Origin of the sequence: Roseateles aquatilis, from assembly GCF_002205645.1 — a bacterium.
In the GTDB taxonomy this organism is placed as follows: Bacteria; Pseudomonadota; Gammaproteobacteria; order Burkholderiales; family Burkholderiaceae_C; genus Roseateles; species Roseateles aquatilis.
On sequence record NZ_NIOF01000010.1, the window covers coordinates 244,222 to 264,232 of the forward strand.

General features: G+C 68.9%; 16 protein-coding genes. 10 read left to right on the plus strand and 6 right to left on the minus strand.

Annotation, left to right across the window (positions count from 1 at the left end; genetic code table 11):
- The first annotated feature begins 73 nt into the window (after positions 1-73).
- Positions 74-832 carry a class I SAM-dependent methyltransferase gene (locus CDN99_RS19940; protein WP_202820298.1) on the plus strand — a complete coding sequence of 253 codons (759 nt, stop codon included), beginning with the start codon at positions 74-76 and terminating at the stop codon, positions 830-832.
- A gap of 73 nt (positions 833-905) precedes the next feature.
- On the opposite strand, the gene CDN99_RS19945 is transcribed toward CDN99_RS19940, so the two are convergent.
- Positions 906-1,445 (minus strand): Csu type fimbrial protein, encoded by a 540-nt coding sequence (locus CDN99_RS19945; protein WP_088386636.1) that lies wholly within the window; start codon positions 1,443-1,445, stop codon positions 906-908.
- 209 nt (positions 1,446-1,654) lie between these two features.
- Positions 1,655-2,116, minus strand: a complete 462-nt coding sequence (locus CDN99_RS19950; protein ID WP_162296494.1) for an Lrp/AsnC family transcriptional regulator — start codon at positions 2,114-2,116, stop codon at positions 1,655-1,657.
- Positions 2,117-2,218: 102 nt separating this feature from the next.
- Between CDN99_RS19950 and CDN99_RS19955 the strand changes: the two genes are divergently transcribed.
- The 9 genes from CDN99_RS19955 to CDN99_RS19995 all read left to right on the plus strand — a co-directional run bounded on the left by CDN99_RS19955 (position 2,219) and on the right by CDN99_RS19995 (position 13,123).
- Positions 2,219-4,513 carry an aminotransferase class V-fold PLP-dependent enzyme gene (locus CDN99_RS19955; RefSeq protein WP_088386638.1) on the plus strand — a complete coding sequence of 765 codons (2,295 nt, stop codon included), beginning with the start codon at positions 2,219-2,221 and terminating at the stop codon, positions 4,511-4,513.
- 49 nt (positions 4,514-4,562) lie between these two features.
- A complete protein-coding gene (locus CDN99_RS19960; protein ID WP_088386639.1) occupies positions 4,563-4,898 on the plus strand; it encodes a YnfA family protein in 336 nt (111 codons plus the stop codon).
- 123 nt (positions 4,899-5,021) lie between these two features.
- Positions 5,022-6,440 (plus strand): glycoside hydrolase family 30 protein, encoded by a 1,419-nt coding sequence (locus CDN99_RS19965; protein ID WP_088386640.1) that lies wholly within the window; start codon positions 5,022-5,024, stop codon positions 6,438-6,440.
- Between the two features lie 87 nt (positions 6,441-6,527).
- Positions 6,528-7,811 carry an extracellular solute-binding protein gene (locus CDN99_RS19970; RefSeq protein WP_088386641.1) on the plus strand — a complete coding sequence of 428 codons (1,284 nt, stop codon included), beginning with the start codon at positions 6,528-6,530 and terminating at the stop codon, positions 7,809-7,811.
- Positions 7,812-7,829: 18 nt separating this feature from the next.
- Positions 7,830-8,693 (plus strand): glycoside hydrolase family 16 protein, encoded by an 864-nt coding sequence (locus tag CDN99_RS19975; protein WP_088386642.1) that lies wholly within the window; start codon positions 7,830-7,832, stop codon positions 8,691-8,693.
- Positions 8,694-8,810: 117 nt separating this feature from the next.
- Positions 8,811-9,251 (plus strand): hypothetical protein, encoded by a 441-nt coding sequence (locus tag CDN99_RS19980; protein ID WP_088386643.1) that lies wholly within the window; start codon positions 8,811-8,813, stop codon positions 9,249-9,251.
- Positions 9,244-10,569 carry a hypothetical protein gene (locus tag CDN99_RS19985; protein WP_088386644.1) on the plus strand — a complete coding sequence of 442 codons (1,326 nt, stop codon included), beginning with the start codon at positions 9,244-9,246 and terminating at the stop codon, positions 10,567-10,569. The genes CDN99_RS19980 and CDN99_RS19985 overlap by 8 nt, the downstream gene beginning before the upstream one ends.
- Positions 10,570-10,616: 47 nt before the next feature.
- Positions 10,617-11,510: an aromatic amino acid DMT transporter YddG gene (yddG, locus tag CDN99_RS19990; protein WP_088386645.1), complete on the plus strand. Its 894-nt coding sequence runs from the start codon at positions 10,617-10,619 to the stop codon at positions 11,508-11,510.
- A gap of 134 nt (positions 11,511-11,644) precedes the next feature.
- Positions 11,645-13,123: a C13 family peptidase gene (locus CDN99_RS19995; RefSeq protein WP_088386646.1), complete on the plus strand. Its 1,479-nt coding sequence runs from the start codon at positions 11,645-11,647 to the stop codon at positions 13,121-13,123.
- A gap of 30 nt (positions 13,124-13,153) precedes the next feature.
- Here CDN99_RS19995 and CDN99_RS20000 read toward each other — a convergent pair whose 3' ends face one another.
- From CDN99_RS20000 to CDN99_RS20015, 4 genes are all read right to left on the minus strand, one after another.
- On the minus strand, positions 13,154-14,764 hold the full coding sequence (locus CDN99_RS20000; RefSeq protein WP_088386647.1) for a tryptophan halogenase family protein: 1,611 nt from the start codon (positions 14,762-14,764) through the stop codon (positions 13,154-13,156).
- Positions 14,765-14,774: 10 nt separating this feature from the next.
- Positions 14,775-15,776: a cupin-like domain-containing protein gene (locus CDN99_RS20005; RefSeq protein ID WP_088386648.1), complete on the minus strand. Its 1,002-nt coding sequence runs from the start codon at positions 15,774-15,776 to the stop codon at positions 14,775-14,777.
- A gap of 37 nt (positions 15,777-15,813) precedes the next feature.
- Positions 15,814-16,557, minus strand: a complete 744-nt coding sequence (locus tag CDN99_RS20010) for a SapC family protein (RefSeq protein WP_088386649.1) — start codon at positions 16,555-16,557, stop codon at positions 15,814-15,816.
- Between the two features lie 113 nt (positions 16,558-16,670).
- Positions 16,671-19,742 carry a TonB-dependent receptor gene (locus CDN99_RS20015; RefSeq protein ID WP_088386650.1) on the minus strand — a complete coding sequence of 1,024 codons (3,072 nt, stop codon included), beginning with the start codon at positions 19,740-19,742 and terminating at the stop codon, positions 16,671-16,673.
- Positions 19,743-20,011: the final 269 nt, after the last annotated feature.

Sequence of the window (20,011 nt, forward strand, 5' to 3'; positions counted from 1 at the left end):
GGCGGAGGCAGGGTGATCGCGTGAGCGCCGTCGCATTTGGCGCTATACAGATGAGCCGACCCAAGGAGTCCCCATGCCCACCGACCCCATGTCCCCTCGCAACTGGTTCGACCAGGGCGGTCAGGCCTACGCCCGCTTTCGTCCGGAGTACCCCTCGGAACTTGCGGCGTATCTGGGCCGCATCGCCCCGTCACGGGAGCTGGCGGTCGACGTGGGCTGCGGCAACGGCCAGTTGACGACGCAGCTCGCGGCGCACTTCGATGCCGTGCTCGGCATCGATCCCAGCGCCGACCAGATCGCCAACGCGGTGCCGCAAGAGGGGGTGCGCTATGTCCTCGGGCCGGCGGAGCACCTGCCCGTGGGCGATCGCGGCGCCAGTCTCGTCTGCGCCGCGCAGGCCGCGCACTGGTTCGATCTGCCGGCCTTCTACGCCGAGGCTCGCCGTGTCGCGGCGAGCGGGGCGGTCCTGGCGTTGATCAGCTATGGCGTGCTGGCGCTGGATGACGCGCTGAGCGAGCGCTTCGATCGCTTCTACTGGCAACAGATCGGCCCGTACTGGCCGCCGGAGCGCAAGCTGGTCGACAACGGCTACGCCGACCTGCCGTTTCCCTTCGACGAGCGCGCCGCGCCGCCGATGGCGATCGGCAAGGACTGGACCCTGCGGGAGTTTCTCGGGTATGTCTCGACCTGGTCCGCCGTGCGTGGCGTCCGGGAGGCGGGCCGCGAGGACCTGCTCACCGCGTTCGCCGAGGACCTGACGACCCTGTGGGGCGATCCGGCGGCCACCCGCCGAATCACCTGGCCGATCAACATGCGGGTGGGCAGCCTCTGAGGCCTCCCGGATCCCGCGGAGCCCGGCGCAAGCATTGGCCGCGACCCCCCGCGGCCCCTCGCGCCCGACCCGATCAATACGTGATGGTGACCGTCACCGTGTCGGTGTAGGTGCCCGGCACCACGCCGGACAGCGAGGGGATGCGGCCGTAGACCGAGATCGACTGCGCGCTGCCGGTGCCGGTGCTGCTCTTGGTGCTGGAGCTGGCGGTGCCGTCGCCCCAGACCGTCGTGCGGCCGGAGTCCAGGTACAGCTGGTAGCCCAGCGTGTTGGAGCCGCTCTTCATCGTCCGGGACGTGAAGTTGGACGCGCCGCCCGCGTTGGCGCCGGCGTTCAGGGATACCGCGTAGGGCGTGGTGTTCGAGCAAGTCACCGTCAGCGTGGACGTGGCGTCCAGCGGCACGCCGGTGGCCAGCGGGTCGATCGCGCTGCCGAAGTTCAGCGTGGAGCCCGACACGTTGCAGGAACTGGTGATCGTGGCCGTCACCTGGAAGGTGTTGGTCGCGGTCGTCGCGTTGGCCGTCACCGAGGTCGCCACCGCCGCCGACAGCAGGCCCAGGCCCACCACGACGCGCTTGACCGACTTGCCTGCCTTGCTCGAGAACTTGTTCATGAGACCCCCTGTTTGCGATGACCAAATCTTCGGCGGGGGCGCATTTCGTTAACAGACGCTGAAGTCGTCAGCGCCGGTCGGGCAGTTGCGAGGGACACGTGTAGGCAAAGCGCTGACAGGCGTCAGCCGGTGCAACGGCGCCTGGACGCAGGTCGAGGCCATTGCAGGAGAAAGGCGAGGGGCCGCAGCAGCCGCCCGCCGCAGGCGAATCACTCGATGTAGGAGAGCGGCAGCGCCGTCGTGAACTTCAGCTCCTCCATGGCGAAGCTGGAGCTGACGTCCGACAGCTGCGTGCTGGCGATCAGGCGCTTGTAGACCAGGTCGTAGGCAGCGATGTCGGGGACGACGACGCGCAGCAGGTAATCGATCTCGCCGCTCATCCGGTAGAACTCGACCACCTCGGGGATCGCCTCGACGGCGGCCCGGAACTGGGCCAGCCACGCCTGGGAGTGGATATTGGTCCGCACCGAGACGAACACCGTCACCCCGACGTTCACCTTCTTCGGGTCCACCAGCATGACGTTGCGGGTGATCACGCCCGCTTCCTTCAGCCGTTGCACCCGGCGCCAGCATGGCGTCTGCGACAGCCCCACCGCCTCCGCCAGATCGGCCACCTGGATCGTCGCGTCTCGCTGCAGCAACTCCAGGATCTTCCGGTCGATGGAATCCAGTTTTGTTTTGGCCATGAATATTGGAATCCGATTGCTTGAAATGTCGTTATCGGGCGGAATTTTGCACCTGAATTCCAATCTCGCCTTCCGACAATCTCGGCCATGGAAATCTATCTCGACGCCAACGCCACCACGCCCGTCCTGCCGCAAGCCCGCGCCGCCGCGCTGGCGGTCATGGCCGACGCCTTCGGCAATCCGAGCAGCATCCACGGCAGCGGCCTGAAGGCTCGCGCGTTGCTGGACGAGGTCCGCGCCACCGCGCGCCGGGTGCTGGGGGCGCCGAACGGTCGGTTGCTGTTCACCAGCGGCGCGACCGAAGGCATCCAGACCGCCGTGCTGTCCGCGCTGAGCGCGCTGCGCGCGCGGCGCCAGGTCGGCGAGGCGATACCGCAGCGGCTGCTGTACGGCGCCACCGAGCACAAGGCGGTGCCCGAGGCGCTGAAGCACTGGAATGCGTTGATCGGCCTGGACCTGGAGATCGTCGCCATCCCGGTCGGCGCCGACGGCCGCCACGACCTGGCCTGGCTGCGCGAGCAGGCGCCGGGGGCGGGCCTGGTCTGCACCATGGCCGCCAACAACGAGACCGGCGTGATCAGCGACCTCGACGGCATCGCCGACGCCCTGCGCGACAGCCCGGCGCTGTGGCTGGTGGACGGCGTGCAGGCGCTGGGCAAGCTGGCGCTGCCGCTGGGCGGACGCCCGGCACGGGGCATCGCCGTCCGCGAGATCGACTACGCGCCGTTCTCCGGCCACAAGCTCTACGCGCCCAAGGGCGTCGGCATGCTCTACGTCCGCGAGGGCGCGCCCTTCACGCCGCTGATGGCCGGCGGCGGCCAGGAGGGGGCATCGCGCTCCGGCACCGAGAACATGGCCGGCATCGCCGCGCTGGGCGCGGTGCTGGCGGCCCTGGAAGCGGGCGATGTCTTCGCCTCCGCGGCCCGACTGGCCGATCGCCGCGAGCGCCTGGCCGCCGCACTGCGCGAGGCCTTCCCCGAGGTCGTCTTCAACGCGCCCTTCGACTGCAGCCTGCCGACGACGCTCAACGTCTCCGTTCCCGGCCTGAGCGCGAAGCTGCTGCTGGATCTGTTCGACGCCGCCGGGCTGCGCGTCAGCGGCGGCTCCGCCTGCGGCGCCTCGCGCGCGCAGCCGAGTTATGTCCTGGAGGCGATGGGCCTGCCGGACTGGCGCACCGCCGCCGCGGTCCGCCTGTCCTTCGGTGCGGCCGACGACGAGACCTCCATCGACGAAGCCTGCCGGCGCCTGCGCGCCTGCGGCGAGTCGCTGCGGGCCACCTGCCAGACGCCCTCCCCGGAGGAGGACGACGCGCCGCGGCGCACCGACCTGCTGACGCGTTTCGTCGTCGACGGGGCCTGTTGCTACGTCGTCGCCGACGCGGCCAGCCGCCGCTGCGCGGTCGTCGATCCTCTGCCGGAACTGACGGAGCGCCTGGCGCAATGGATGCGCTGCCGCGGCCTGGCGCTGGCCGCGGTGCTGGACACCCACAGCCATGGCGACCATGCCTCCTCGGCGCAGTCGCTGCGCGACGCGGTGCCCGAGCTGCTGGCGGACGAGGCCCGGCCCGAGGGCCTGGACGCCCTGGGCTGGCCGACGGGTCACGAGGTGATCGCGCTGGGCACGCACCGGCTGTCGCGGCTCGCGACCCCCGGCCACACCGAAGATTCCACCGCCTACCTGCTGCATGAGGCCGGAGAGCTGCTGGGCGTTTTCGTCGGCGACACGGTGATGCCGGGCGCGCTCGGCCGCAGCGATTTCGAGCAGAGCGCGCCGAACGCGTTCGGGGCCTCGCTGAAGACGCTGGAACGCAACGTCGGTCCGGACGCGCTGCTGCTGCCGGGCCACGACTACGACGACCGCTTCGCCACCACGCTGACCGTCGAATGCGAGGCCCAGCCGCTGCTGGCCGGCGTGCTGCGTGGACGCCTGAGCGCGCATGCCTTCGCGGTCGGCAAGTCGGTGCTGGAGCGCAGCCTGCCGCTGACCGAGTACCAGACCATGGTGTGCGGCGCCCGCATCGATTGCGACCGCCCGGCCGAGCGCGTCGAGATGAGCGCCGCCGAGCTGCGCGAGGCGCTGCGGTCGACGACGCGGCCGGTGCTGGTCGACGTTCGTGAGGCCTACGAGGAGCGCCTGAGCCCGGCCGACGAGCTGGCGCCCGAACGCGTGCCGCTGTCGACGCTGGTCGGCGAGCTGCCGCGCTGGATGGCGTTGCCGGCGCAGACGCCGGTGGTCTTCTTCTGCCGCAGCGGCAACCGCAGCGCGCAGGCGGCGCGGGCGCTGCGCCGCCTGGGCCACGCCCGGGCCTGGAGCCTGGCCGGCGGCCTGGCGCTATGGCCGGCGGAAACCCGCCCGGCCGGCTTCGAGGCGATGGCGATCTGAGACCGGCCGGGGCTGGCCCGCGTCCGCGGCGCGACGACAATTCGCCGCCATGGACCTGCTCAAGACCTTCGCCCTGTTCGTCGTCACCGCGCTCGCCGAGATCATCGGCTGCTACCTGCCGTACCTGTGGCTGAAGCAGGACCGATCCGCGTGGCTGCTGCTACCGGCTGCGCTCAGCCTGGCGCTTTTCGCCTGGCTGCTCACCTTGCATCCCACCGCCGCCGGCCGCGTCTATGCGGCCTACGGCGGCGTCTACATCGGCGTGGCCGTGCTGTGGTTGTGGCTGGTCGACAAGATCACCCCCACCGCCACCGACCTCATCGGCGTCGCGGTCTGCTTCGTCGGCATGGCGATCATCATGTCCGGCGCGCGCCAGCCGGCCTGAGCCCGCGGCCGGGCGCCCCGCGTTCCGCCCGGGGCGAATCCTGCATTGACCCGCGTTCGATCTGCCTCTATGCTCGATTCATGAAAGCGCTTTCATAAACCGATCAACAGAGAGCCGGAGCGCATGAATCACAAGACCGAGACAAGCTCGGCGTCGTCCGCGGGGACGACGTCGGTGCGATGGACCCTGACCGCCAAGGGCGCGGACCTGGCGACTTCCACCCGCTTCGCCGCGCAGGCGGACCTGTCGCTGCAGCCCGCGGCGGCCTTCGCGGCCGACGCGGCGAGGGCCGGCATGCCCCGGCTGGTGGTGAACAGCCGCCGCCGCTTCCAGCGCATCGAGGGCTTCGGCGGCGCCTTCACCGAGGCTGCCGCCGCGACCTGGCGGCAGTTGCCGCCGGCGGAGGCGGACGCGCTGCTGCGCGCCTACTTCGACGTGAATGCCGGCCATGGCTACACGTTCAATCGCGTGCACATGAACAGCTGCGATTTCTCGCTGGGCAACTACGCGCATGCGGACGTGCCGGGCGACGAGGCGCTGGAACACTTCAACATCGACCGCGACCGCCAGGCGCTGCTGCCGATGATCAAGGCCGCGCAGCAGATCGCGCCCGGCCCGATGAAGCTGCTGGTCTCGCCGTGGAGTCCGCCCGCGTGGATGAAGACCAACGGGCAGATGAACGGCGGCGGCAAGCTGCTGCCGCGGCATGCCAGCGCCTGGGCGCAGTGCTACGTGCGCTTCATCCAGGCCTATGAGGCCGAGGGCGTGCCGGTCTGGGGCGTGTCGGTCCAGAACGAGCCCGACGCGGTGCAGCGCTGGGACTCCTGCGTGTACAGCGCCGAGGAGGAACGCGACTTCGTCCGCGATCACCTCGGCCCCGCGCTGCATGCCGCCGGGCTGGCGCGCATCCGCATCGTGATCTGGGACCACAACCGCGACCAGATGGTGCAGCGCGCCGACGTCGTCTACTCCGACCCGGAGGCAGCGAAGTACGTCTGGGGCTGCGGCTTCCACTGGTACGTCGAGGACCATTTCGATCACGTGCAGCTGGTCCACGACGCGTTCCCCGACAAGCAACTGCTCTTCACCGAAGGCTGCCAGGAGGGCGGGCCGCACGTCGGGTCCTGGGCGCCCGGGGAGCGTTACGCGCGCAGCATCATCAACGACCTGAACCGCTGGACCGTCGGCTGGATCGACTGGAACCTGCTGCTCGACGAGACCGGGGGACCGAACCACGTCGGTAACCTGTGCAGCGCGCCGATGCTCGCGGACCGGGAGCAGCAGCGGCTGATGCCGCAGAGCTCCTACGACTACCTCGGCCACTTCAGCCGCTTCATCCGGCCGGGCGCCTTCCGCGTGCTGTGCTCGGCGAGCAGCCAGGACCTCGAATGCACCGCGGCGGTCAACGAGGACGGCAGTGTCGCAGTGGTGGTGCTGAACCGCAGCGAGAAGTCGCACCGCTTCGCCCTGCACATCGATGGCCAGGCCACTGTGGCCGACCTGCCGCCACGCGCGATCGCGACCTACGTGCTGCCGCGCTGAGCGGCGCCCCTTGCGTCCTCGTCGACTCATGCACCTGCCGATGCCACTCGCCGACGTCCATCACCCTCTCGCGACGGAGCCGCGCGCTTGACCGACCGCATTCTGATCAACCGCCGCGCCTGGCTGGCCGGCGTCGCCGTGCCCGCGCTGCCGGGACTCATCGTCGTGCCGGCGTTGGCGCAGACGCGCGAGGTGCTCACCATCGCCGCGTTCCCGCTGATGGACGAGATCGCGCGTGCCGCGATCCCGGCGTGGCAGGCGATGCACCCGGACGTGGAGCTGCGCATCCTGATGCGGCAATACACCGATCACCACACGGCGATGACCACGGCGCTGTCGACGGCGGTCGGCCTGCCTGACGTGATGGCGCTGGAGTCCAGCTTCGTCGGTCGTTTCGCGCAAGGCGGCGGGCTGGAGGATCTGCGCCAGCCGCCGTTCGGCATCGAGGCCTTCCGCCCACGCATCGTGCCGTATGCGTATGACCAGGCGATCGCGCGCGGCGGCGCGGTGGTGGCGATGCCGGCGGACATCGGCCCCGGCACGCTGCTGTACCGCCAGGACATCCTGGACCGCGCCGGCGTCGTGGCCAAGGAGCTGACGCGCAGTTGGGACGACTACGTCGCCGCGGGCGAGCGCATCAAGGCACGCACCGGCGCGTACCTCATCGCCAACGTCCAGGAGATCAAGGACATCCTGATCGCCGACGGCCTGCGGCCGGGCGAGGGGGTTTACTTCGACACCGACTCCCGCGTGCTGGTGAACACGCCGCGTTTCGAGCGCGCCTTCGAAGTCGCGCTGCGGGCGCGGCGCAAGGGGCTCGATGCGAAGGTCCAGGCGTGGTCGAACGACTGGGGCGCGGGTTTCAAGCAGGGCCGGCTGGCGACGGAGTTGTCCGGAGCCTGGCTGGTGGGGCAGCTCCATGCGTTCGTGGCGCCGGAGACCAAGGGGCTGTGGCGCGCGGCGTCGCTGCCGGGCGGCTCGCTGGTGCCGTATGGCGGCACCTTCTATGCGATCGCGCGCCGGTCGGCGCCGGCGCGCAAGCGGCTGGCGTGGCGCTTCATTCAGTTGATGACGATGGATCCGCACCGGCAGCTGCAGGCGTTCAAGAACTACGACGCCTTTCCCGCGTTGCGCGACGTGCAGGACGACCCGTTCTTCAGCGAGCCGGTGAGCTTCCTCGGCGGCCAGCGCGCGCGGCTGCTGTGGCGCGACGACGCGCTGCGCATCACGGCGCAGCCGGTCCACAAGCAGAACAAGTTCGCCGAGGAGGTGGTGCAGACCGAGCTCGACAAGGTGCTGCGCGGACAGAAGACGATCAGGACGGCGCTGGCCGATGCCGAGCAATTGCTCCAACGGCGCGCGAAACGATAACGACGGAGACCTTCCCTCATGAAGCAACGACTCTCGCGGCGCTGGGCCGCTGTTCCGCTGCTGGCGGCGCTGACGATCACCGGGGATGCGGCGCTGGCGCAGACCGCGGCGGGGACCAACGGCGCGGCGTCCGGTCCCATCGGCCTGCCGGACGGCTATCGGCTGGTGTGGTCCGACGAATTCGACAAAGGCCCGCTGCCCGACGAGACCAAGTGGGCCTACGACACGGGCATGAACAAGCAGGGCTGGCACAACCGGGAGAAGCAGTACTACTCGGGCCCGCGCGCCGAGAACGCCGCGATCCGCGACGGCAGGCTGGTGATCACCGCGCGCAAGGAGTCGCTGTCTTCGCGGCCCGACTGGGGCGGGCAGAAGTACACGTCGACGCGCCTGATCACGCAGGGTCGCGCCGAGTGGACCTACGGCTACTTCGAGATCCGGGCCAAGCTGCCGTGCGGCAAGGGCACGTGGCCGGCGATCTGGACGCTGGGCAGCCAGGGCGACTGGCCGGCGGCGGGCGAGCTGGACATCCTCGAACACATCGGCCACACGCCGGACCGGGTGTTCAGCACGGTGCACACCACGTCCGGGCACGGCGGCCACGGCGTCGGCGACGCGACGCGGCTGCCGACCGCGTGCAGCGAGTTCCACACGTACCAGATGCTGTGGACGCCGCAGGAGATCCGCTTCGGCATCGACGGCAAGGTGCATGCGGCGTATCCGAATCTGGGCAAGGGCCGGGACCAATGGCCGTTCGACAAGCCGCAGTTCCTGATCCTCAACCTCGCCATCGGCGGAGACCTCGGCGGCGAGGTGGACGACGGAATCTTCCCGATCGGGTATGAGGTGGCGTATGTGAGGGTGTATCAGGCGGGGAGGTGACCCTCGGGCCGAGGAGCGAACCTGCGGTTCGCATCCTCTGCGGCGCGGGCACAACATGCGCTCGCGAGGTCGGACCGGTAGACTCGGCGAGGACGTTCCCAACCTCCTCCGACCCTCATGCGGCCCCGATACAACCAGTTCAACGACAAGCGCCGACTGCTTTCGCCGCGCGAAGTGGATCTACGTCAGCAAGAACTGGAGAGGCTGGCCGAGCGTGCGAGATACGGCGGGAATCCCGAGCACGAACGCAATCCCGGTGACTTCGGCCTGACCCCGCCGTCGGGCCCCAGGCCAGGCAAGTCCCTGTGCGACGCGGTCCGTGTCTTCAAGAGAGCGGAGGCGGAACAGCTGTTGCGCCAAGGTTTCAAACGAGGGCTTGTCAGTGACCGGCGCGACGGCGTGTGGCCCAAGAACGTCTGGTCGATGACCGCGGACGGCATGCCGCTGGAAGCGCAGGTGGAGAACCCCGAGTTGGGGACCTATCACGGCTACCCGATGCCGGAGTCGGATCCGATGCACGCCGAAGTGGTGAAGCGTTGGGGAGAACCGGATGTCTGACCTGACGATTCAACTGAAATGGATGTCCGCTGAATCGGGTGACCCATGTGTCCGAGCGACCGCCGCGTCGCTGGGCGTGTTCCTCGACGAGACGAGCCTGACTCGCAACGAGGACATCTGGACACGGACCGTCAGCGATGAGGTCTTCATCTCCGCGTATCCGCTGGCGCAATGGTTCGCCAGTTCATGGTGGCGTCTGAATCATGAGCCTCTGCCGACGCAGGGCAACCAGCCGACGCATGAATGGCGGATGGCGCATGAACTCGGCGCCGCGAACCATGGATTTGTCTGGCCTCGGGTCGTGATGGCTTCGGACGGCGAGTCGATGCAGGTCTGGGCCACGCCATTGATGACGCCGGACCAGTCCGTCCGATACCTCCAGGGCTTGCCGGCGCCCCGGTCCATCGCCATCGAGCGATTTCAATCGAGCGTGGGCCAGTTCATTCAGGACACATTGAGCCGCCTCGACGCGAAGGAACTCGGCGGGTCCAATCTCGCGCAGCTGTGGGCGCTGATCCAGGAGGATCAGGCCGATGTCGAGTCACGTCGGCGCCGCACGCTTGAGGCCCAACTCGGCTTCGATGCCGAGGAGTGCCCTGCGGACATCCTCGAGGCGGCACTCCAATGGCGGAGCCGCGTCGGCGAAATCGCCTTGTCGGAGATCGCGCCCGCGATCGCGCAGTCCGGCGGCAACCCCGCTCTCGCGGCGATCGGGCATCTCGCCACGATGCCGGGGATCGTCGCGAAACCGGAAGTTCGTTTCGACACCATCGGGCCTCCGGTTGCCGGCATGCCGTGGGAGCGAGCCAGTCACGCCGCGAACTCACTTCGCGCGCACATCGGCAACGCCGCTGCCCGAGTCTCCGATCGCGAGCTCCACGAGCTGCTGGGAGTGAGCCGAGATCAGGTGCAGAGCAGTGCTCCGCAGAATGTTCGGGAGCCCGTTGCCGTCGCTATTCCCGATGGCAATGGACGCCTGATGATCGTCCCGAGAAAGCGCAACCCGCGAGGCAAGCGCTTCGAGTTGGCGAGGATTCTTGGCGAGCACCTCCGGGAGGATCATGAAACCCGGTGGTTGGCGTCGACGGACCTGCCAACCTCCAGGCAAAAGTACCAGCGCGCATTCGCGGCGGAGTTTCTTTGCCCTTTCAGCGCGCTGGAGAGCTATCTGGATGGCGATCACTCATCGCCCGCGATCGAGGATGCGGCCGAGCACTTCGACGTGGGCGAACTGACCGTGCAGGCGCAGTTGGCCAATCATGGCCTGATCGCGCCGCCGCAGTTCGCGGCCAGCATGCCCTACCGCATGGCGGTCTGAGCGGATCGGGATACCGACGTTGGTGGACAACACGACTTGCCTGCTCGATGTCGACGTCTGATCCGTCGAAAGGCGCCACGCTGCTCGGCCTGATCGCCATCCTCTTCTGGAGCACCTCGGTCGGCGTCACGCGCAGCACGATCGAATTCCTGGGACGGACCGGCGCGCCGGCGGTGCTGTTCACGCTCTCCGCGCTGCTGCTCCTGCCCACCCGCACCTCGCTGCGCGACCTGCCGCGGCGCTACTTGTGGCTGGGCGCCGCGCTGTTCGTCGGCTACGAGCTGTGCTTCGTCCTCGCGCTCGGACTCGCGCGGACGCGGCATGAGGCGATCGAAGTCGGCATGATCAACTACCTTTGGCCCAGCCTCACCGTCCTGTTCTCGTCGATCGCCGGTCGCAAGCGACTGAACGCGGTGATGCTCGCCGGCCTGGCGCTCGCCTTCGCCGGCGTCATCACGGCGTCGTCGCCGCCGGACGGCTTCTCGCCCGGCCGCTTCTTCCACAACGCGGCGTCCAACCCGCTCTGCTACGGACTCGCCTTCATCGGCGCCATCGTGTGGGCCCTCTACAGCACCTGCACGAAGCACATGGCCGAGGGGCGGAACGCGCTCTGGCTCTTCATGGCGCTCAGCGCCGCGGGCTTCTGGAGCGTGCACCTGCTCAACCCGGAGCGGGCGCCGATGACGGTGTCGATGCATGTCGTCGTCCAGGTCGCGCTGGCCAGCGCGGCGGTGACGCTCGCCTACCTGCTGTGGAACATCGGCGTGCTGCGCGGCAACATCCATGTGTTGGGCTTGGCGGCGAACGGCACGCCGCTGATGTCGGCGCTGTTCGCCTCATTGCTGCTCGACGCGCCGTTGTCGCCGATCTTCTGGGGCGGCGCCGCGATGGTGGCGGCGGGGTCGCTGGTGGCCGGCATCGGGGCGCGGCGGTCGACCTGACGGGGAGCGCCGCGACGGAGGATCGCGGCATCGCGGAAGCTGAACACGGCCTCGAGCTCACCTGTCATCGTCACCCAGATACGATGCCCGCCACAGGGCCTCGTACTTGATCGCGAGTCCAGGGAGGTTTGTCGATGAATGAGAGCGATCCGACGCAGGCGCCAGAACCTGAATCCGCCGCTGAACCAGCGTCATCCCCGGAGCCGATGACCGACGAGTCGTCGGTGCGTCGTCTGGATGCCTGGGACTGGTTGCGCGAAGCGGCGCGGGTGATGACTTTCCGCGCGCCCCGGTGGCGGCGCCTGGACGCGGGCCCCCTGGCGCTCGCGACGCTGATGTTGCTCGCGCTGCTGCTGGGCTGCGGGATTCAGCGCCTGGCCTTCGACATCCCGGTCGGGTTCTCATGGATGGGCCTGTTGGAGGGATGGGCGTCCACGGTCCTCTCGGTGTGGCTCGGGTGGGTGGTCGTGCGCTCCATGCGAGGGGACGGTCCGACCGCGCCGGGCCTCGGCACGCTGGTCGGGGTGCAGATCGTTGCGAGCGTGCTGATCAGCCTCGTGGCCGCCATGCTCCTGCAGCTGCTGCGCGAGACCGTCGGCCCGCTCGATCAATGGCCGGAGGCGCTGCGGTGGGCGATCTGGCTCGTGCCCATGCTGTGGGGCACGGCGGCCGGCATCGTCCTGCTCTGGCGCCTCGCGGGCACGGGCCTGGCCCGTCTGCTGGTCGTCCTCCTGGTGCCCGGGGCGCTCGTCGTCGGGAACTGGCCGCAGCCCGCCGTGTTCTGGCGGCCGATCCTCAGCGCGGCAACGGAGGATGGTGCGACGCCGGAGCACGGTCTCCATCTCACCGAAGACGTCCTCACCGCGCAGCCCCAACTGATCGCCGACGCGTTGAACGCGCTGCCGCGTTCGGCGCCGGGGCGCGTCAACGTCTACGCGGTGACTTTCGCGCCCTACGCGACCCAGGACGTCTTCATGCATGAGAGCGAGGTGGTCGCCAAGACGATGGCGGAGCGTTTCGACGCCGGGGAGCGGACGGTTCAACTGGTCATGAACCCGGCGACGGGAATGTCGCTCCCCTGGGCCACCCACGCGAACCTGCGCAGGACCATCGAGCGCATGGCCGCGGTGATGGATCGCGACCGAGACGTGCTGTTCCTCCACCTCACCTCGCATGGCGGCAAGGACGCGAAGCTGGCGGCCGATGCATGGCCGGTCAGGACCGAGCCGCTGACGCCCCAGTTGCTGAAGCAATGGCTGGACGAGGCCGGCGTGCGGTGGCGCGTGATCTCGATCTCCGCTTGCTACTCCGGCAGCTGGATCGAGCCGCTGGCCGACGACGGCACGCTGGTGATGACGGCCGCCGACGCGGATCACACGTCCTATGGCTGCGGGGCGCGCTCGCCGCTCACGTTCTTCGGGCAGGCGATGTACGTGGACGCGTTGAAGGACACCTGGTCCTTCCAGCAAGCCCATGCGCAGGCTCGCAAACTGATCGAGGTGCGCGAGCGCGAGGCGGGCAAGACCGACGGTTATTCGAATCCGCAGCTGCGCGAGGGCGTCGCCATCGGCCGCGTGCTGGCGCGGCTGGAGGCCCAGCAGCGCGGCCGTTGAAGTCGCGCCGCGGGTGGATGCGTCAGCGCCCTAGGCGGCGCTGCGTTGGCGAGCGTCCACGGTGGGCGCTCCCGTCGGCGGCGTCGCAGGCAGACCGCTTCCCATGCCTGCCCCGTACTTCCTCACATACGCCTCATGCGACGGCAACTGCCGCACCGTGTGCTCGATCCGCTCGCGCATGTCCCCGAGGAAGCGGGCCAGCTCCTCATCCCCCATCAGGTCCGCCGTCGGGTGGAACTGCTCCGGCGCGATGCCCTGGCCGAGCATCACCTGGATCCACGAGTTCTCCGTGAACAGCTCATTCGGCACGCGGAACACGCGCGCCGTCTCCCGGAAGAGATCGAGCCGATGCCGCAATGACGCCGGCACGGCCATGGCCCGCAGGTCGCGCCACATCGGGGAGTCCGACCGATTCGTCACGTGGTAGTGCAGGATGATGAAGTCGCGGATGTGCTCCAGTTCATGGGCCATCTGCGCGTTGTACTCGTCCACGTCGGATGACCGGATGCCGTCCTTGGGGAACATCTGCATCAGCCGGATCGCGCTGCGCTGGATCAGGTGGATGCTGGTGGATTCCAGCGGCTCCAGGAAGCCGCTGGCCAGGCCGATGCCGACGCAGTTGCGCTTCCACACCACGTCGCGTTGCCCCGGCTTGAAGCGGATCACGCGCGGCTTGGTCAGCACCTCGCCCTGGATGTTGCCGAGCAGCGCGGACTGCGCCGTGTCGTCGTCGGTGTGGCGGCTGCTGAAGACGACGCCGTTGCCCACGCGATGCTGCAACGGAATCTGCCACTGCCAGCCCCAGGGATGCGCGATCGAGCGCGTGTAGGGCACCGCGTCGCGGACGGACGCGGTCTGCAGCGCGATGGCGCTGTCGCAGGGCAGCCAGTGCGACCAGTCCTGATAACCGACGCCCAGCGCCTGGCCCAGCAGCAGCGAGCGCATGCCGGTGCAGTCGATGAAGAGGTCGCCCTCGATCTGCGTGCCGTCCTGCAGGCGCAGCGCGCGGATGTCGCGGTCCCGCGGCGGGACGTCGGCACCGGACCCGTCGGCGTCATGCATGAGGACGTCGGCGATCCTGCCCTCGACACGCTGCACGCCGTGGCCCTCGCTGAGACGGCGCAGGTAGGCGCCGTACAAGGTCGCGTCGAGGTGGAACGCGTAGTTCATGCCCGCGCGCGGCAGGTGGGCGAAACGGTGCTCCTGCGCGGCGCGCAGCTCCAGGCAGTAGTCGCCGTACTCGGTGGCGAGGCCGCGCTCGCGGCCCTTCAGCCAGAAGTGCTGGAAGCCCGCGGTCCAGTGATCCGTGCCGGTGACCCCGAACGAGTGGATGTAGTCCTCGCCCACGTCGCGCCAGCCCTCGAAGCTGATGCCCAGCTTGAAGGTCGCCTGCGTCGCGGCCATGAACTCCTGCTCGTTGATGCCCAGCAGGTGGTGGAAGGTCAGCAGCGTCGGGATCGTCGCCTCGCCGACGCCCACGGTGCCGATCTCGTCGGACTCGACCAGGCGGATGTCCAGCAGCCGTCCCAGCGTCTTGGACAGGCAGGCGGCGACCATCCACCCCGCCGTGCCGCCGCCGGCGATCACGACGCGCCGCACCGGGCGGCGAGGGGACATCGGGTCGGCGGGCGTCGTGGGCATGGGGGGCTCCTCAGCGTTGGAGGCGTTTGAGCAGATGGGCGCGCAGATGGTCGGCGCCGTCCGCGGTCAGCGGCGCCAGTGCGTGGCGCGCCTGCGGGGGAATGTGGGCGACGGTGGACGCGTCGGCCTGGAAGACGTAATGGTCGAAGAGGCCCTGCCATGCGCGCCGCTGGGCCGGCGGCAGGTCGCGCATCGTCAGCAGCGCCAGCATCAGCGCGGCCACCGGCGAATCCATGTGCGCCGGCGACTGCCGCCACCAGTAGTTGATCAGCACGTTGAACGCATCCAGCGCCTCGACCTGATGCCACCACATGCTGGGGATGTAGACCGCGTCCCCGGGACCGAGCTCCGCTTGCAGGCCGTTGGCGAGCGCCTCGGCGAAACGCGGAAAACGCTCGAAGTCGGGTTGCTTCAGGTCGACCAGGCTGACGGGCTGGCCGGCGGGCGTGAAGTCGATCGGGCCGACGTAGAGGTTGGGCAACTGCTCCGGCGGGAACAGCGTGAAGCGCCGATGGCCCGCCATCACGCAAGCGATGTTGTCCGGCAGGTCGTAGTGCGGCGCGATCCGGCTGCGATTGCCCAGCCAGACGCTGACCAACGGATCCGGATCACCGACGTCCAGATCGTTGTGGGCGCGGAATCCCGGCAAGCAGGTGTCCACCGTCGTCGAGCCGACGTAGAAGCAGGGCGGACGCGGCTGCTCGCGCAACTCCAGCAGCGCTTCCATCACGGCGGGCAATGGCGCGTCCTCGCGGCCGAAGTTGAAGCCGCTGAAATCGTCGTTGTAGAAGAAGCGGCCGTCGATCTCCGGCGCGCCGGTCATGATCGCGACCGGCTCGCCGCGCCAGCATTGGCGCAGGTAGTCGACGGCGGACCGATCGGAGCGCCGCGACGCCTGCACCGCGGGCCAGTGCGAGACCAGGCCGCGCAGCACCACGGGCTGCGCCGCCGCCAGCAAGCCGTCGGGCAGGCGCCCGGGCGTCAGATCGGTGAGCTCGTGGATCGGTTCCATGCGCGGCCTCGTCGCGATGCGTGCGTGCGTCGATCGCTCACGGGCCGAGCCGGCGGTGCCGCTCGATCAGCGGGCGCAACTGCGACATCGACGCCACCGCCATGTAGATCGGCTGCAGGTGCCCGGCCCGATGCAATGCGGCCAGCGCCGTCGCGTCCAGCGCGGCCAGTCGTTCCTCGTTGATCGCGTGGAAGCCCGCGATGCGCGTCACGCCGCCATGCTCCGACTCGATGTCCAGCACGAAGGACTCCAGCAGCTCGTGCGTCAACAGCGCGTCGATGAACGCCGGCAGCGTCTGCATGCCTTCGTGGATCGCGCGCAGCAGCGAGCTGGCGCGCTCCAGGGTCTCGCTCGCGCCGCCCAGCGGGCCGAAGACCGGCGTGTCGTCGTCCGCGGCCAGTCGCACGCGAGGGTGCAGCAGGTCGACGTGGACCAGCAGGTCGTCGGGGCCCTCGCCGCGGCCGATCATGAAGGGCTGGCGCTCGATCGCCCACGGCAGGTAGTGCGCGTCCCACACGGTGTCCGCGCCGCGGTGGTCGAGGAACAGGTTGCTGCCCTCGGTCAGCCCGAACAGCGCCACCGGATGGAGGCCGGCGCCATCACCGGCGTTGCCGCCGTTGCCGGCGTCCTCCCGGAAGACGATGGGGTAATGCGCCTGCGCGTTGCGGAACTCGGCGGGAAAGAGCGGCGACGACATCACGGCGTCGCCGTAGGCCGAGCCCCGGCGGGTGACGATGCGCAGGTGCTGGTGCTCCGCGCTGTTCAGCAGGACGGTGGTCATGGGCGGCGGTCGATGAGGGCAGTCGATGAGGGCGGTCGTCTGAAACGTCCCGGCGCGCGGTCGATGGATCGAGCCGCGCGCCGGGTGGTCAGGCCAGGGTCGTGTCCCCGCGGTCAGAACTTATAGCGCAGGCCCAGCATGAAGCGGCGTCCCGTCTGCGTCACGCCGATCACTTCCTCCTTTGTGCGGCCGTGCTGGCGGATCACTTCGTCGGTGAGGTTGATCGCCTCGGCCTGGAAGCTCAGCCGCTCGCTGTAGTTGTAGCCCAGGCTGAGGTCCAGCTGCGCATACGGCTCGGTGTAGATCGGCGCCGAGCGGCCCAGCGTGTTGCCGTCGTTGACCGAGGCCAGGAACTTGTCGCGCCAGTTGTAGGCCACGCGGATGCTGTACTTCGCGTCCTCGTAGTAGCCCACCAGGTTGGCGGAGTCGCTCAGGCCGATCAGCGCGTACTGCTGGTCGAAGCTCATGTTGTCGTACTTCAGCCCGGACCTGACCTTCGTGAAGTTGGCCGCCACGCCGAAGCCGCTGTGCCCGAAGGCGTGCTGCACGTTGAGCTCGAAGCCGCTCAGGCTGTTGGAGCGCGTGTTGGCCGGCGTGGTGATCTGGAAGTTGGCGATCGGATCACCGGGCTGGCCGGTGATCGTGCCCTGCGCGTTGCCGTTGTCGTCGAAGCCGGTGCGCACCACGCCGTTCGTGCCGTTGTACTTGTTGAGGATGTAGTTTCGGATGCAGGTGATGTCGGTGGCGCAACCACCGGCCGCCGACGCCTCGTTGTAGAGCTTGCCGCCGACGGGGGTGTGCAGGTTGAACGGGGTCGCGTTCTCCAGCGTCGAGCCGATGTAGTTGGAGATGTTCTTGCGGAAGAAGCCCGCCGCCACATAGCTCGACCGGGCGTAGTAGTACTCGAGCGAGAAGTCGATGTTCTTGGACTTCAGCGGCTTGAGCGCCGGATTGCCTTGCGAGCCGGTACCGCCGTTCAGGCGCGCCAGGTCCGTCAGCGTCTGGCCGCCCTGGATCGCGTCCCAGCCGGGGCGGCCCAGCGTCACGCCGTAGCTGGCGCGCAGCTTGAGCTTGTCGGTCAGGTCCGCGTCCCAATCGATGCTCGGCAGCCAGTACTTGTAGTCGCCGTCGAGCGTGGTGAAGCCGGGCGCGCCCTTCTTCACCGTCAGCTCGTTGTTGGAGCCCCAGCTGATGCCCGTGGCGGTCGGCACCAGCGCGGTGGAGGTGACCTTGGTCTTCTCGTAGCGCATGCCGACGGTGGCGCTCATCGGCACGCCCAGCTCCCATTCGCGGGTGTACTCGGCGTAGGCGCTCTGCGACTTCTCGCGGGTGCGACGGTCGACGGAGAACACGTTGGAGGCCAGGTAGTCGTCCGGGGACAGGCCCTTGGCCGGGTCCGCCTTGGCCGCGGCCTCCGCGGCGAGCCGGCGCAGCGTGCCGAAGTCGAAGGTGTAGAACTGGCTGAACAGGCGCGGATCGTTGCCGCCGTTGATATGGCCGAAGAAGCTGTGCAGGTTCTGCGGCAGGAAGATGTCGTCCGGGTAGTCGGCCGCGCTGGTCGCGCCGCCCCAGGTGTCCAGCTGGACGTTGGAGTAGGCCGAGCGGTTGGCCACCTTGGTCGCGCCGACGCCGAAGTCCACCTTGGACACGTCGTCGAATTTCCACGAGCCGCGCACCTGCTGCTGGTCCACGCCCGACTTCATGTAGCTGTTGCGGAACGACGAGCCCGTCACCAGCTGCCGCGAGGCGTCGCGCTGCGTGCCGTCGATGATCAGCACCGGCAGGTCCTTGCTGAAATCCACCGTGGTGGTGCCGCGGTTGAAGCTGGCCGTGCCGATGACGTTGTTGGTGCCCCAGGGGCCGTCCGCGCCGGACGTGGCGGTGGAGTGGTGCGCGTCGAACTCCAGCTTCAGCCGATCATTGGGCTTCCATTCAAGGTTGAAGCCAAGCGACTTGTTCTGGTTCTTCGTCTTGAAGTCCGCGCCGCCCATCGCCAGGTCGGACGTGGCCGGCACGATGGTCTCCGAATAGCTCAGCGGCGCGCTGACCGGGCCGTTGGTCCAGGAGCTGGACGACGCACCGAAGTTGAACCACGCCGACATGTCATTGCGGCGGGTGTGGAGCTTGTTCTGCGAGCCGGTGAAATCGGCCGTCGCGGTCAACGTCTTGGTCGGCGCGAACTGGAGCGTCAACTGGCCGTTGGTCCGGTCGCGCCGGATGCCGTTCATGTTGTAGTTGACGTTCTGCGGCACCGAGTAGACGTCGGTGGGGCCGGGGCGGTTCTTGATGTTCTCCGAGCCCGGCTGGCCCGCCTGCGGGATCGAGCCCCAGCCGCCTTCGTCGCCCTTGAACGGCAGCCAGCCGCCGGGCACGCCGGCGGTGTTGTAGCCGAGGTCGCGGCGCTGGAAGCTGCCCGAGATCGCGACGCCGAACATGCCGTCGCCGAAGGTCGTGCTGTAGATGCCGGAGACCTCGGGCGTGACGCTGTCGCCCTTCAGGTTGTCCGGCAGGCGCGAGTTGCCGCCGTCGTGCACGGCCTTCACGCCGACGCTGGCGATGGTCTTGCCGGCATCGAGCGGGCGGGCCGTCTTGATGTTGATCGTCGCGCCGAGGCCGCCGGTGGGCGTGCTGGCGCGGCTGGTCTTGTAGACCTCCAGCGCGGAGACCGATTCCGACGCCAGGTTGGCGAAGTCGAAGGCGCGCGAGTTGGAGGCCGCCGTGTCGGCGATCGACGAGGCCGGCATCTGGCGGCCGTTCAGCAGCACCAGGTTGAAGTCGGGGCCGACGCCACGCACGGTGACCTTCGATCCCTCGCCCATCGAGCGGTCGATCGACACGCCCGCGATGCGCTGCATCGATTCGGCCAGGTTGGTGTCCGGGAACTTGCCGATGTCCTCGGCCACGATGCCGTCGACGACGCCATGCTGCTGGCGCTTGAGGTTCAGCGACGTGTCCATCGACTGGCGGATGCCGGTGACGATGACGGTCTCGATCTGTTGGGCCTGATCCTTGCGCTGCGCGTCGGACGGCGCGGCCGATGCCGCGGAGGCGGGCGCGGCCGGCGCGGCGGGCGCCTGCTGGGCCTGCGCGGCGACGGAGATGAACAGCAGGGCGCAGGCGGCCGCCACGGGCTGGCGCTGCGGTCCGCCGCGCTGGGGCTGGCGGGTGTGATGGACGGTCTTCATTTGTCTCCTTCTTCTCTCTCAGTCTTGGCCGTGGTCCGTCCTCGCGGACGGGCCCGATGAATGCAGGGCAAGCTGGATCCGGATCCGTTCAGGGCGCGGCTTCAATCGTCCGCTGGCTCCCGTCTCTCCGGCGCTTTCCAGTCCTTCCGAGCACCCGCGAACGGAGATCGGCAGAAGTCTTGAAAGCGCTTTCAGAATTTAACTGCTTCGGCCCGGGGTCCTCTACTGACTTTCCCTAGCGAGGGGTCCGCGCCACATCGGCGCGGGGT